The organism is Caulobacter sp. UC70_42 (assembly GCF_044056025.1).
Lineage (GTDB): Bacteria > Pseudomonadota > Alphaproteobacteria > Caulobacterales > Caulobacteraceae > Caulobacter.
The window spans coordinates 2,616,045-2,628,353 of sequence record NZ_CP171994.1 but is presented as its reverse complement, the minus strand read 5'-3'; the positions used below and the strand labels follow the sequence as shown (position 1 = coordinate 2,628,353).

The 12,309-nt window shown below is 67.5% G+C and carries 18 protein-coding genes and 1 pseudogene; 8 read left to right on the top strand and 11 right to left on the bottom strand.

Annotated features, from left to right (window positions below; genetic code table 11):
• Positions 1–67 precede the first annotated feature (67 nt).
• A complete protein-coding gene (locus ACHMW8_RS13290; protein WP_125156040.1) occupies positions 68–379 on the bottom strand; it encodes a hypothetical protein in 312 nt (103 codons plus the stop codon).
• Between the two features lie 205 nt (positions 380–584).
• Here ACHMW8_RS13290 and ACHMW8_RS13285 point away from each other — a divergent pair, with 205 nt between their 5' ends.
• Positions 585–911, top strand: a complete 327-nt coding sequence (locus ACHMW8_RS13285) for a DUF2200 domain-containing protein (RefSeq protein WP_395445969.1) — start codon at positions 585–587, stop codon at positions 909–911.
• Here ACHMW8_RS13285 and ACHMW8_RS13280 read toward each other — a convergent pair.
• On the bottom strand, positions 908–1,123 hold the full coding sequence (locus tag ACHMW8_RS13280; protein WP_125156038.1) for a hypothetical protein: 216 nt from the start codon (positions 1,121–1,123) through the stop codon (positions 908–910). The genes ACHMW8_RS13285 and ACHMW8_RS13280 overlap by 4 nt on opposite strands.
• A complete protein-coding gene (locus ACHMW8_RS13275) occupies positions 1,120–1,620 on the bottom strand; it encodes a helix-turn-helix domain-containing protein (RefSeq protein ID WP_125156037.1) in 501 nt (166 codons plus the stop codon). Before ACHMW8_RS13275 ends, ACHMW8_RS13280 begins: the two co-directional genes overlap by 4 nt.
• A 323-nt stretch (positions 1,621–1,943) precedes the next feature.
• Here ACHMW8_RS13275 and ACHMW8_RS13270 point away from each other — a divergent pair, with 323 nt between their 5' ends.
• Both ACHMW8_RS13270 and ACHMW8_RS13265 read left to right on the top strand, forming a co-directional pair.
• The gene (locus ACHMW8_RS13270; RefSeq protein ID WP_395445791.1) at positions 1,944–3,131 is read left to right on the top strand and encodes an acetyl-CoA C-acyltransferase; all 1,188 of its coding nucleotides are present in this window, start codon (positions 1,944–1,946) and stop codon (positions 3,129–3,131) included.
• A gap of 82 nt (positions 3,132–3,213) precedes the next feature.
• Positions 3,214–3,483 carry a GNAT family N-acetyltransferase gene (locus ACHMW8_RS13265; RefSeq protein ID WP_125156035.1) on the top strand — a complete coding sequence of 90 codons (270 nt, stop codon included), beginning with the start codon at positions 3,214–3,216 and terminating at the stop codon, positions 3,481–3,483.
• 48 nt (positions 3,484–3,531) lie between these two features.
• Here the strand turns inward: ACHMW8_RS13265 and ACHMW8_RS13260 are convergent, their stop codons facing one another.
• Complete coding sequence (locus ACHMW8_RS13260) at positions 3,532–4,032, bottom strand: winged helix-turn-helix transcriptional regulator (RefSeq protein ID WP_395445790.1); 501 nt, start codon at positions 4,030–4,032, stop codon at positions 3,532–3,534.
• A gap of 101 nt (positions 4,033–4,133) precedes the next feature.
• On the opposite strand from ACHMW8_RS13260, the gene ACHMW8_RS13255 reads away from it, so the two are divergent.
• Positions 4,134–4,934: an SDR family NAD(P)-dependent oxidoreductase gene (locus ACHMW8_RS13255; protein ID WP_395445789.1), complete on the top strand. Its 801-nt coding sequence runs from the start codon at positions 4,134–4,136 to the stop codon at positions 4,932–4,934.
• A gap of 220 nt (positions 4,935–5,154) precedes the next feature.
• Here ACHMW8_RS13255 and ACHMW8_RS13250 read toward each other — a convergent pair whose 3' ends face one another.
• A complete protein-coding gene (locus ACHMW8_RS13250; RefSeq protein ID WP_125156032.1) occupies positions 5,155–5,724 on the bottom strand; it encodes an OmpA family protein in 570 nt (189 codons plus the stop codon).
• A 200-nt stretch (positions 5,725–5,924) separates the two neighbouring features.
• Complete coding sequence (locus ACHMW8_RS13245) at positions 5,925–6,794, bottom strand: LysR family transcriptional regulator (RefSeq protein ID WP_395445788.1); 870 nt, start codon at positions 6,792–6,794, stop codon at positions 5,925–5,927.
• A gap of 110 nt (positions 6,795–6,904) precedes the next feature.
• Here ACHMW8_RS13245 and ACHMW8_RS13240 point away from each other — a divergent pair, with 110 nt between their 5' ends.
• The 3 genes and pseudogenes from ACHMW8_RS13240 (at position 6,905) to ACHMW8_RS13230 (ending at position 8,460) form a co-directional block, all read left to right on the top strand.
• Entirely contained in the window at positions 6,905–7,456 is a 552-nt protein-coding gene (locus ACHMW8_RS13240; RefSeq protein ID WP_395445787.1) for a serine hydrolase, read from the top strand.
• Positions 7,454–7,796, top strand: a pseudogene (locus ACHMW8_RS13235) (serine hydrolase); the annotation flags it as partial. The gene ACHMW8_RS13240 and the pseudogene ACHMW8_RS13235, both read left to right, overlap by 3 nt.
• Positions 7,797–8,094: 298 nt before the next feature.
• Entirely contained in the window at positions 8,095–8,460 is a 366-nt protein-coding gene (locus tag ACHMW8_RS13230; RefSeq protein ID WP_395445786.1) for a hypothetical protein, read from the top strand.
• A 49-nt stretch (positions 8,461–8,509) separates the two neighbouring features.
• Here the strand turns inward: ACHMW8_RS13230 and ACHMW8_RS13225 are convergent, their stop codons facing one another.
• Entirely contained in the window at positions 8,510–9,478 is a 969-nt protein-coding gene (locus tag ACHMW8_RS13225) for an SDR family NAD(P)-dependent oxidoreductase (protein ID WP_395445785.1), read from the bottom strand.
• 106 nt (positions 9,479–9,584) lie between these two features.
• On the opposite strand from ACHMW8_RS13225, the gene ACHMW8_RS13220 reads away from it, so the two are divergent.
• Positions 9,585–10,175 carry a TetR/AcrR family transcriptional regulator gene (locus ACHMW8_RS13220; protein ID WP_395445784.1) on the top strand — a complete coding sequence of 197 codons (591 nt, stop codon included), beginning with the start codon at positions 9,585–9,587 and terminating at the stop codon, positions 10,173–10,175.
• On the opposite strand, the gene ACHMW8_RS13215 is transcribed toward ACHMW8_RS13220, so the two are convergent.
• The 4 genes from ACHMW8_RS13215 to ACHMW8_RS13200 all read right to left on the bottom strand — a co-directional run bounded on the left by ACHMW8_RS13215 (position 10,141) and on the right by ACHMW8_RS13200 (position 12,290).
• Positions 10,141–10,785 carry a hypothetical protein gene (locus tag ACHMW8_RS13215; RefSeq protein WP_395445783.1) on the bottom strand — a complete coding sequence of 215 codons (645 nt, stop codon included), beginning with the start codon at positions 10,783–10,785 and terminating at the stop codon, positions 10,141–10,143. The two genes, ACHMW8_RS13220 and ACHMW8_RS13215, sit on opposite strands and share 35 nt — an antisense overlap.
• Positions 10,782–10,946: a hypothetical protein gene (locus ACHMW8_RS13210; protein ID WP_395445782.1), complete on the bottom strand. Its 165-nt coding sequence runs from the start codon at positions 10,944–10,946 to the stop codon at positions 10,782–10,784. The genes ACHMW8_RS13215 and ACHMW8_RS13210 overlap by 4 nt, the downstream gene beginning before the upstream one ends.
• Positions 10,947–11,021: 75 nt before the next feature.
• Positions 11,022–11,354, bottom strand: coding sequence for a hypothetical protein (locus ACHMW8_RS13205; RefSeq protein ID WP_125156025.1), 333 nt, complete (start codon positions 11,352–11,354; stop codon positions 11,022–11,024).
• Between the two features lie 78 nt (positions 11,355–11,432).
• Entirely contained in the window at positions 11,433–12,290 is an 858-nt protein-coding gene (locus tag ACHMW8_RS13200; RefSeq protein WP_125156024.1) for a hypothetical protein, read from the bottom strand.
• Positions 12,291–12,309 lie beyond the last annotated feature (19 nt).

The following is a 12,309-nucleotide window of genomic DNA, read 5'->3' as shown; positions in this document are numbered from 1 at the left end:
CCAGGACGAAAAACCCCCCGCCGGCGAACCGACGGGGGCTTTTTGCGTCAAGCTGACGAAGCGATGCTTACGCGCCGCCCGGGAAGCGGAAGGGAACCTTCACCGAACCGGTCTTGGCGCCCATCGGCAGCTTCTCGGCGATGCACATGGCGGCCTTGTCGAAGCCCTTGCCCGCGGCGCTGTTGTCGACGACCTTGCAGTCCGACAGCTTGCCGGCGTCGGCGGTGCATTCCAGCATCACCTGGGCGGCGTCACGGGTGTTCGCGAACTGCTGCAGGCAACGGCCCATCTGGTCTTCGAAGCCGCCGGCGGCCGAAGCGGCTTGAGCGACGAAGAAGCTGCCAGCGATACCGGCGGCGAGCGCGATCGAGAGTTTCATGTGTATTCCTGCCCCTTGCGGCGTTCAAATCTGATGTGACTGTTTTACGCAGGCAGGCGCCAAGGAATGGCTAAGGTTCGCGGTTAATCATTTCCAAAAATGGTGAATGACAGCGGGCGGATGAATCGGGACGGTCGAGGCTTTGGGCCACAACCGCCGACAACGAACGGATGGGACCGTGACGACCAAGCCCCGCATCTATGCGATGAGGTTCGCCAGCGTGTATCCGGCCTATGTCGCCAAGGCCGAAAGGAAGGGCCGCACCCGAGCCGAGGTCGACCAGATCATCCTCTGGCTCACCGGCTTCAGCCCGGAGGCGTTCGCGGCTCAGCTCGCCAACAAGACGGATCTCGAGACCTTCTTCGCTCAGGCGCCCCGGTTGAACCCCGCCCGCGCCGAGATCAAGGGCGTGGTCTGTGGCGTCCGCGTCGAAGAGGTCGCCGAACCGCTGATGCGCGAGATCCGCTACCTGGACAAGCTGATCGACGAACTGGCCAAGGGCAAGGCCATGGAGAAGATCCTGCGCGGCTAGTCGATCTCGTCGAACGCCAGGCCGATGCGGAACAGGCAGTAGCCCGTCTCGTCGACCAGTCGAGCCACGTCCGGGTTCGTGTCCGCGCGCTCGCGAACGCGGGTGAAGCGCCAGTCTTCCTCGCGACCGCTCGCCGGAAACGGCGCGCCGTCGGCGGTGACCAGACGATAGTCGGGCTTGGTAAGGTGAACGTAAAACCGATAGCGGCTCATTCCGCCGCGATCTTGGCCGCTTCCAGGGCCTCGCCGACGGTCAGCCCTCGCTCGGGCGGCGCGCTGCGTTCCAGGTCGCGGCGCTGGACGACCTCGCCGCAGGCCTCGCAGGCCAGCACGGGATGGAAGGCGCAGCCGCAGCCCTTGTGATTGAACAGCACCGGCGACTGGTCGCGACCATAGACGTAGCGGTCGCCCCACTCCGACATGGTCAGCAGCACCGGCGACAGGGCCAGGCCCTTTTCGGTCAGCCAGTATTCGTGACGCGGCGGACGCTCGGAATAACGGCGGGTTTCCATGACGCCGTGGGCGACCAGGGTCTTCAGCCGCGCGGCCAGGACGTTGCGAGCGACGCCCAACCGCTCCTGCCACTGCTCGAAGCGTTTCACCCCCGCGAAGGCGTCGCGCAGGATCAGCAGCGTCCACGGATCGCCCACGACTTCCAGCGTGGCGGCCACCGAGCAACGTTCGTTCGTATAGTCAGCTGTACGACCCATTTCGCGAGGTTGAGGCGTTCCGCGAGGGAAAGCAAGAGAGCGTTGCGTTTGAAGATGAACCAGAGTAGGTTTTTTATCGCAATTGACTCTCTCGGTTGCCACCTGGCGAGCGGAAGCCGGCGAAATCCGTCGACGGCCGCTCGCCCCTTCTCATCACAATCTCGCAAACCCCTTGCGCGCGATGAGGCGGTGGGGGTCTATCCCGCCTTAAAATATATCCATCGTGGTTCGGCTTGCCGAACGACGCCAATTCAAAAAGCCGGAGCGTGATAGCCGCCGAAACCGGCTTCCACTTTCGGCTATCACGCTCAGGGAGCTAAACCATGTCCGCGTCCGATCCCGTCGTCATCGTCTCCTACGCCCGCACGCCGATGGGCGGCTTCCAGGGCGCCCTGGGCGGGGTGAAGGCCACCGAGCTGGGCGCGACGGCGGTCAAGGCGGCCATCGAACGGGCCGGCGTTGCGGGCGACAAGGTCGAGCAGATCTTCATGGGCTGCGTGCTGCCGGCGGGCCTGGGCCAGGCGCCGGCCCGCCAGGCGGCGCTGGGCGCGGGGCTTCCCCTTTCCGTCGAGGCCACGACCGTCAACAAGATGTGCGGCAGCGGCATGCAGGCCGCGATCCTGGCCCACGACGCCCTGAAGGCCGGATCGGTCGATGTCGTGGTGGCCGGCGGCATGGAGAGCATGACCGGCGCGCCCTACCTGATGTCCAAGCACCGCGGCGGGGCCCGCATCGGCCACGACCAGCTGTGGGACAGCATGTACCTGGACGGGCTGGAGGACGCCTATACGCCCGGCAAGCTGATGGGCGCCTTCGCCGAGGACACCGCCGCCCAGTACCAGTTCACCCGCGAGGCCATGGACGACTACGCGACCAAGGGCCTGATGAAGGCCAAGGCCGCCGTCGAGAGCGGCGCCTTCAAGGCCGAGATAACCCCGGTCACCGTCGTCAGCCGCAAGGGGACCGAGGTGGTCGACACCGACGAGCAGCCGGTCAAGGCCGATCCGGCCAAGATCCCGACCCTGCGCCCGGCCTTCAGCCGCGACGGCGGCGTCACGGCCGCTAACAGCTCCTCGATCAGCGACGGCGCCGCGGCCCTGGTCATGACGCGCGAGAGCGTCGCCAAGGCCCTGGGCCTGCCGATCCTGGCCCGCGTGGTCAGCCACGCCGCCCACGCCCACGAACCGGCCCTGTTCGCCACCGCCCCCGTGCCGGCCATGCGAAAGGCGTTGAAGAAGGCCGGCTGGTCGGTCGAGGACGTCGATCTCTTCGAGATCAACGAAGCGTTCGCCGTGGTGCCGATGATCGCCCAGCAGGAACTGGGCTTCGACGCCGACAAGCTGAACGTCAACGGCGGCGCCTGCGCCCTGGGCCACCCGATCGGCGCCTCGGGCGCGCGGATCCTGTGCACCCTGATCAACGCCCTGCAATCGCGCGGCAAGACCAAGGGTCTGGCGTCCTTGTGCATCGGCGGCGGCGAAGCCACCGCGATGGCGATCGAGCTGGTCTGACGTTCGGGCGCGCCTTGCCGCGATGCCGCAACGGCTTACCTAAGCCTTAGCATCCCTTCTCCGTAAGGCGCGTTCCCCCGTCATGACCGACACCTTCCGCCACAATCCCGAACTCAGCCGCTACGAGCTGGAGGTCGACGGCCTGCTGGCCGTGGCCGACTATCAGCGCTCCGGCCATCGGCTGGTGATCCCGCACGTCGAGGCCGACATGGCCCTGCGCGGCACGGGCGCGGCCGGACGGCTGATGACCAAGGTCGCCGAGACGGCGCGGGCGGAAGGCATGCGGATCACGCCGCTGTGCTCCTACGCGGCCGCCTGGCTGAAGCGGAACGATCCGGACCTGATCGCCTAGGCCTACGGTTGGCGGCCACCGGCGAGGTCGGGGCCACGCCCACCCTTTTCACCCCTTGGCCTGGCGCTCCGCCATGAAGGCCACGCGGGCCAGAACCTCTGGTCCCGCCGCCGGTCCTGGGGCGTAGGCGAAGTGCTCGCTGGTGATCGGCTTGCCGCTGACCCGGTCGACCATGATCGGCTCGGCCGGGACACCCGTCTCGCGATCGACCAGCTGTCCGGCCACGCCCTCGAGGGCGAAGTGCCGGTTTCCGAAGGCCAGCATGGCCGTCAGCACCGGCGCGAAGTCCCGGCCCCTGTCCGTCAGCAGATATTCGTAGCGCGGCGGCCGTTCGCTGTAGGCGCGCTTCTCAAGAAGTCCGTTTTCGACAAGCCCCGCCAGCCGCTTCGTCAGAATGTTCGGCGCGACGCCAAGGCTCTTCTCGAACTGGTCGAAGCGGGTCAGGCCCTGGGCCGCGTCGCGCAGGATCAGCAGGGTCCAGCCGTCGCCCACGCGCTCCAGCGTGCGGCCGACCGGACATTGGGTGGCGGGGCGTTCAGATTTGCTCATGACGAAAGATTTGGCCACTCACTTGCGAAAAGCAAGTTACCCCATAGCTAGAGCTGGAAGCCGGACCACCAGGGCCTTGGCGAGAACTGAGGACTAACACGATGAGCGACACCAACACCAAGGGCTCGGCCCTGATCACCGGCGCCTCGACCGGCATCGGCGCGGTCTATGCCGACCGCCTGGCCAAGCGCGGCTACGACCTGATCCTGGTCGCCCGCGACGAGGCCCGCCTGAACGCCCTGGCCGAGCGTCTGCGCGGCCAGACCGGCGTCAAGGTCGAGGTCATCAAGGCCGACCTGACCGACAAGGCCGATCTGCTGAAGATCGAGCAGCGCCTGGCGACCGATACGGCCATCACGGCGCTGGTCAACAATGCGGGCGTGGCGGGCGCCAACGACTTCGTGGCCACCGATCCCGACGCGTTCGAGAAGATGATCCAGCTGAACGTCACCGCCGTGACCCGCCTGGCGGCGGCGGCGGCCCGCAACTTCGTGCCCCGCGACAAGGGGACGATCATCAACCTGGCCTCGGTGGTGGGCTTGATCCCGGAACTGGGCATGCCGGTCTATGGCGCGACCAAGGCCTTCGTGACCTACCTGACCCAGGGCCTGCGCGTGCAGTTCGCCAACTCGGCCGTGCGCCTGCAGGCGGTGCTGCCCGGCGCCACGCGCACCGAGATCTGGGAGCGCTCGGGCTCGGACATCGACGCGATGGATCCGAACACGATCATGGATGTCGACGACATGGTCGACGCGGCGCTAGCCGGCTTCGACAAGGGCGAGCTGGTGACGATCCCGTCCCTGCCCGACATCGCCGATTGGGAGGGCGCCCTGGCCGCCAAGGCCAAGCTCTATCCGAACCTGTCGCGCCGCGAGCCGGCGGCTCGCCTCCGCAAGGCCTAAGAGCCTGTCCGTTTCTGATGGAAACATCAGAAACGGATAAACAGGCTCTATCTCAAACACTTGGAGCGTGGCAGGCGCCGAAACCGCTCACACTTTCGGCTGCCACGCTCTGACAGCGGAAAGCTCGCCGGCGCGGCGCTCACTCCCGCGCCGGCGAGTCCGCCTGATGGCCTTTCCCGGGTTGATGCGCACCGGGAAAGGCCACCTGGAACGCAAACTCTTAGCTGAGCACCATCACCACGACGCGGCGGTTCTGGGCCCGGCCTTCGCGCGTCTCGTTGGGGGCGACGGGGGCTTCCTGGCCGTATGAGATCGTCGCCATGCGGTTCAGGGCGACGCCGTGCTGGCTGAGGAACTTGCGGACGGTTTCCGCGCGCTTTTCGCCGAGCTCGTCGTTGTATTCCTTCGAGCCCGAATTGTCGGTGTGGCCCTGGATCTCCAGGTACACGTTCTTGTTGTCGGCCTTCAGCTTCTCGGTGAATTCCGACAGGCGCTGCTCGGCCTCGGGCGACAGGGTCGCGGCGTTGACCGGGAACTTCACCGAGTCATCGCTGAGCACCAGGGCGTACTGGAACTTGCCCTCGGCCAGCTTGCCGGCCGCGATGGCGCGGTCCAGGGCTTCCTTGGAGGTCTTGTCGAGTTCGCCGATCTGGGTGTCGTGAGCGCTGACCCGCGTCTCGACCTGGCCGACCTGCTGATTGACGAACTTCTTGGTCGCGCAGCCGCTGACCGACAGGCCGCCCATCACCAGGGCGGCGGCGACCATCATGGTCTTCGTGCTTGCTATCATTGTTTGGGTCTCGTCCGTAGAATGGGGGCGCGAGACGTCCTGCAACGCTCGCGGTGACAAATCGGACAGCAGAACTTGACCAAAGATGGGCGCGATTCCGGCGCTTCGGGGTCAAGCTAGACCATTGATACTTCAGTTTATTTCATCGACTTCTATACCGCGCGCAAGCGCCGTTGACCAAGATTGGTTCCGAAGATTTTTTAGTTTTCGCGGAAGCTCGAAAGCCAATCCAGGAAGGCCCCGAGGGCCGGAGTTTGGCCCCTGGATTTCAGCCAGGTCAGCCAGTAGCGGCCGGCGCTGACCTGAGTCTCGAAGGGCTGGAGCAGCCGCCCTTCCCGCAGATGACGCTCGAACATCATCGGCGGGGCCAGGGCGACGCCGGCGCCCAACAGCGCCGCTTCGACCATCACCCAGGAACTGTCGAACACCGGACCACGGATCGGCGGCGGCGACAAGCCAGCGGCGGCGAACCAGTCCGGCCAGTCGGCGGCGCGATAGCTGCGCAGCAGGGTCTCGGCGAACAGGTCGGTCGGATCGGAGAGTCGCTCGGCCACCGCCGGCGCGCAGAGCGGACTCATCGGGGCCTCGAACAGCGGCGCGGCCTCCGTGCCATGCCAGGCCCCGTCGCCGAACCGCACCGCGCAGTCCAGCCCTTCGCCCGCCAGATCGGTGCGGTTGTTGTTGGTGAACAGCCGCAGATCGACGAACGGATGGGCCTCGCGGAAGGCCGGCAGGCGCGGCAGCAGCCAGCCGACGGCGAAGGTGCCCACCACCCCGACGCTCAGGACCTCCAGCACCCGGCCGCCCTCGAAGCGGGCCAGCACGTCGCCCAGCTTGTCGAACGAGTCCCGCACGCTGGGCAGCAGGGCCAGGCCCTCGTCGGTCAGGGCCAGACCGCGCGGCAGGCGACGGAACAGCGCCGCGCCCAGCCGGGCCTCCAGCCCCTTCACCTGGTGGCTGACGGCGGCCTGGGTCACGCACAGCTCGATCGCCGCCCGGGTGAACGACAGATGCCGGGCCGAGGCCTCGAAGGCGCGCAGGGCGTTCAGCGGCAGTTGGGCGCGACTCATGCGGACCGGAACTCCAAAGACCCAAATTCAGCTAGGGGCTCCGCCAAGGTATCGTCGTTTGCGGCCAAGGCCAGCCCCAGGCAGGTTCGCCGGGCAAGGAGACCCCATAAATGCTTGATCGTCGCATGTTTCTGACGGCCCTGGCGGCCGCGCCCGTCCTCGCGCCCGTACCGTCCCAGGCCGCCGTCTTCGCCAGTCCGCCTTCCTCCGCCCTTAGCTCACATATTAACGAATTGGAACGACGCAGCGGCGGTCGCCTCGGGGTGGCGGTGCTGGACACCCAGGATGGCCGTCGGTTCGCCTGGCGCGGCGACGAGCGATTCCGCATGTGCAGCACCTTCAAGATGCCGCTGGCGGCGGCCATCCTGCGCCGGGTCGACCAGGGCCGCGAGCGCCTGGACCGCCGGGTGACCTATGGCCGCGAGGTGCTGATGGGCAATTCGCCGGCGGTCGAGAAACACCTGGCCCAGGGCATGACCATCGGCGAGCTCTGCGCGGCCACCATCACCCTCAGCGACAACGCCGCCGCCAATCTGCTGCTCGACGCCCTGGGCGCTCCCACCGACCTGACCCGCTTCCTGCGGGCGCTGGGGCGACCAGACCACCCGCTGCGACCGCCGCGAGCCCGAGCTCAACACCGGCGCCCCGGACGATCCGCGTGACACCACCACGCCGGCGGCCATCGTCGAGACCTGGAAAACCCTGCTGACCACCGACGCCCTGTCGACCGCCTCCCGCAAGCGACTGACCGCCTGGGTCGTGGCCAACCGCACCGGCGACAAGCGCCTGCGCGCCGGGCTGCCCCGCGGCTGGAAGGTCGGCGACAAGACCGGCAACAACGGCCAGGACCAGACCAACGACATCGCCGTGATCTGGCCGCCGGGGCGCAAGCCGCTGTTCGTCGCCGCCTTCCACGACCAGGGCTCGGCGGATGACGACGTCCGCAGCGCGGTGCTGGCCGACGTGGCGCGGGCGGTCGTGGGCGCAGGGTTCGGGGCCTAAAGTTATCCACAGGGGCGGGGCGACCTGCGGCTCTCCTCCCCTGCTGGGGGAGGTGGCGCGGCGCGAATACGCGCCGTGACGGAGGGGGACAGCGCGGACCCAATTGGCGCGGCGCAGACTCCCTCCACCGCCGTCGCCGTTCGGCGGTCCCCCTCCCCCAAGAGGGGGAGGAGAAAAGGAGCGCTGCGCCCGCTCCTGTCCCCGCTCTATCGCCACACTTTCCCAGTCTTCACAGCGCCTTACACAAAAACACCCGTTTCTTATCCCCGCCTGTCGCGACGCCCTCATGCTCTTCCCCATGAGCGCCTCCCCCACCCCCAGCGCCTGGTGCGCGGACCTGCAAGTCAAGTTGATGGCCGCCCTCGACGCAGCCTGGGCGCTGGCCGAGGCCAGCGACGACCCGGCCGTCATCGCCAAGGCTCGCGACAAGGCCAGACTCTGCGGCCAGCTGGCCGCCGAGGCCCGCAAGGTCGCCGCGCTGGTTCCCCAGCCCAAACCGCGCCAATTACCGGCCATGATTCACGAGGCGTTCGACCGGCTGGACGCGGCCACCGCGCCGCTGGTCGCCGAGGCCGCGCGCCAGGAAGCGCGCGACGCGGGCAAGCCGCCCGCCGCCCAGGCCCTGGCGATGCAGGCGGCGCTGAAGAAACTGAAGCGACGATAGCGCGCGACCGCGCCCGAGGCCCACAGGCCCCAGGCGCTATGCCGCGAGCCTAGAACGTTTCCCCGACCAGCTTCTCGCTCAGCGCCCACAGGGCCTGGGCGTGGGCGGGATCGAGGGCGTAACTCCGGACGCCGGCGCGGATCTGCGAGGCGTCCTCGGCCAGTTCCGCGACGTGACAGTCTTCGCAATAGAGGCCGCCGACCGTCTCGACCGGGGCGACGACGCCAGCCCAGACGCTGGTGGCCGCGCCCTGCGGAATGGTCTTCCACTCGATCGGCGGCTGGCCCTCGGCCGCGGCCTGGGCGTTCAGCTGCTCGATCCAGCCCTGGATGAAGGCCGGGTCGAGGTGGCGGGCCAGCTCGGTCTGGATGCCGCCCGGATGCACGGCCACGGCCCGCACGCCGCGTTCCTTGTGGCGACGATCGAACTCGACGGCGAACAGGATGTTGGCGGTCTTGGAGCGGCCATAGGCCTCGAACGGCACGTAGTCGGTGGTCTCGAAGTTCGGGTCCTCGAGATTGACATCCGAGAAGCGGTGCCCCGCCGAGGCCAGGGACACAACGCGCGCCCCGGCCTTCAGCAGGCTGGCGATGCGGTTGACGAACACGAAGTGGCCCAGGTGGTTGGTGCCGAACTGGGTCTCGAAGCCGTCGACGGTCTTGCCGAACGGCGGGGCCATGACCCCGGCGTTGGCGATGACCAGGTCGAAGGCGCGGCCGTCGGCCACCAGGGCGTCGGCGGCGGCGCGGACGCTGGCGAGATCGGCCAGGTCCAGTTCGATCAGTTGCAGCGAGCCGCCGCTCTTGGCCGCCGCCTCGCGGACGACGGCGGTCGCGCCCTCGGCCTTCTTGAGGTCGCGGGCCGCGCCGACGACATCGGCGCCGTGGGCGGCCAGGGCGCGGGCGGTCTCGACGCCCAGGCCAGCCGAGACGCCGGTGACCAGCACCCGCTTGCCCTTGAGGTCGACGCCGGCCAGGACGTCGTCGGTGGTGGATTTGGCGCCGAAGGAAGTGCTCATGACTCTCTCGATCCCTTGCAGGGTTGTTGTCCGAGCCGATCCGGAGGATTAAATGGAGGATGGCTCCGGATATATATTCGGAGGCAGCCTCCGTTTTTCAAGATCGATGCCCGAAGATTCAGAAACCATCGTGGAGAAGGCCCCGCGCAAGCCGCGCGCCGACAGCCTGCGCAACCGCGACCTGTTGCTGACGGCGGCCAAGACGGCCTTCGGCGAGGTCGGGCCCGAGGCGCCGCTGGAAGACATCGCGCGACGGGCCAGCGTCGGCATCGGCACGCTCTATCGCCACTTCCCCACCCGCGAGGCGCTGGTGGCGGCGGTCTATTCGCGGGAGCTGGACCAGTTGGCCAAGGCCGCCGACGACCTGCTGGCCCGGCGCCCGGCGGGTGAGGCGCTCGAAGCCTGGCTGGATCTGCTTATCGACTACATGGCCACCAAGCGCGTGGTGGCCCCGGCCTTGCGCGCCGATCCGGGCGAGGGCTCGCGGGTCTATGCCAGTTCCGGCGCGACCATCCTGCCGGCGCTGCAGCGGTTGACCGAAGCCGCCCTCGCCGCCGGCGACATCCGCGCGGACATCGGCTTCGAGGACATCCTGCGGATGATGAGCGGCCTCAGCCTCGGCTACGAACAACCCGGCTGGGACGCAGGCGCGCGACGGCTGCTCAGCGTGATGATGGCGGGGCTGCGGGCGCGCTAGGCGCCAGCCAGCTGATCGCGATCCGCTCGAAATCCACGTAGGGAACATCGGCCGGATCCAAGCCGAGCGCGTCGGCCATGGCCGGCAGGTCGGCGCGGAAGCGATCATGCGCCGCGACGAGCGCCGGACCGCCTATCACGCCGTGACGACGGGAGACGTTGGCCAGCCAGTTGCGCAAATTCGTCAAGGTTCGAGCGACCTCGCCCCCATGGTCGGCGATATCCATGCCCGCCAGGTCGGAGATGAACTGCTGATATCGATAGGGCGCCACATCCAGGATCAGGCAGCGCTTGGTGTTATGCGCATCGCCTCCGAACCGCTTGGCGCCCAGGAAGATGCCGAGTTCGAGCGGCATGTTGAAACGCGGCAGGCCGCTGGCGGCGTCGAGTTGGGTGCGCGAAAGATCGTGCACGCCGTACCGGCATTGCTCGATGATGCCGTACAACTTGTCGATCCGCGTCTGGCCGCCGTCGTCCAATTCGCGCGCGGTACGGGGGCGAAAACCGCAAGCCAGCACGCCGAAGATCAGGGCCTCGAACTGCGGCGCGTAGTCCCGATCGAAGGGACAGTTGATGAAGACGTCGGACGGCGCGCTGACCTCGACGGTCATGCGTCCTTGCGGTTCGAAGTGACCGACTTGACCACGGCCTCGATCTTCTTCGGATCTATGCCGCCCTTCTTGGGGTACGGGGCCATGATGAACCCGCCGGTTACGGCGCTACGACCCAGGCGCCGGGGAGCCGTGCTCGACTTGGGTGAGATCTTGCTCATGGACGAAAGATGACGTTCGCCCTCTGTTCGCGCAAGAGAAGAAACACGCGCCTCGCCCCGCGTCGCGACCGCCCCTCAGGCCCCCTCCTCGTCGACATAGATCACCACCGGCTTGCCGCGCGACAGCGGCTCCCAGCCCGCCTCGATGGCCGAGGCGATGGCCTTGGCGACGATGCGGACGGGGATCTGCGAGGGCTTCAGCGGCGGGGCGCTGAACTTGGGCTTGGGGCCGGGCGGGAACTCGATCAGCGCCTCGCGCTGGCCTTCCTTGTGACGGACGGCCAGCACCTTGCCGTGCCGCTCCGACGGGTCGTAGTTCCACTGCGGCAGGCGATGCAGCCGCCAGACATAGGGGTTTTCGTCGACCTCGATGTCGAACTCGACGGTGAGCTTGGTGGTTTTGGCCATGCGGGGGAATACCCCGATGTGGCCTCAAGAAAAGGGCCGCCCCTTCCGGAGCGGCTCCCTATGCAACACTAGGCCCGCTCAGAGCCCAGGCCTGACACTCTTTTTAGGGGGCGCGGCAGGATCCGGCGATGGTGTTTCGGGCGTCAAGGCAGCCTTCACCGCGTCATCGACCATGGTTTGCTTGAGAACCGCATTGGGTGTTTCGGTCGTCTTCTTCTGGCCCTCGGCGGATCCCTGCAGATAGGCGAGCCCCGAGACGGCGCTGCAGCGCGAGTGATAAGTCACGACGCCCGCGAGCGCCAAGCTGACTGGCCACGCCTCATAGCTGTCCTCCATCCGGCCAAGCAGCTCGGACTTGACCGCCGCGCGCTCGGCATTGATCCCCGAGACAATCGCGTCGGCCGCGCGGCTGGAAAACACCGCGTCTGCCAGATTGCCGCCAACCCCCGTCGAGATCCCCGCGAGCGCCGCCAGCAGCTTGCTGCTTCGCTCGGGCGTGGTGACCGTGGCCGCGCCCGCCAGAATGGAGGCCGCCATCGTCGAGAAGCCCTTGATGGCGACCTGGTTGCCGCGAAGGTATTGTAGATAGACCTCGCAGTTCTTCTCCGAGGCCATCAGCAGTGCGCCGACGATCTCATTTCGATTTAATTTTAGCTTCTCTTTGTCGCCGGCGGAGAACCCCGCCAGGGCTCTCTCGAAATTCCCACTGCTGTTTTTGCCGGAATAGCTGTCGAGGAAGCCGGGCACATCGATCGTGACAATATCGGCGCTATTCCAGGTCTTGGGGTCGCGCCCCGGCGGCGGATTGGTCTTGCCGGTGCCCAAGCTGGTCCCGAACCCACCCATCGGCGACATCGGCGTCTGGCTTCGATCCTTGACCACGGTGCCGCAACCCGCAAGCAGCAGCGAAGCGCAAAGCGTTAGAAAGACACGCATAACCACCCCCCCAATCGGA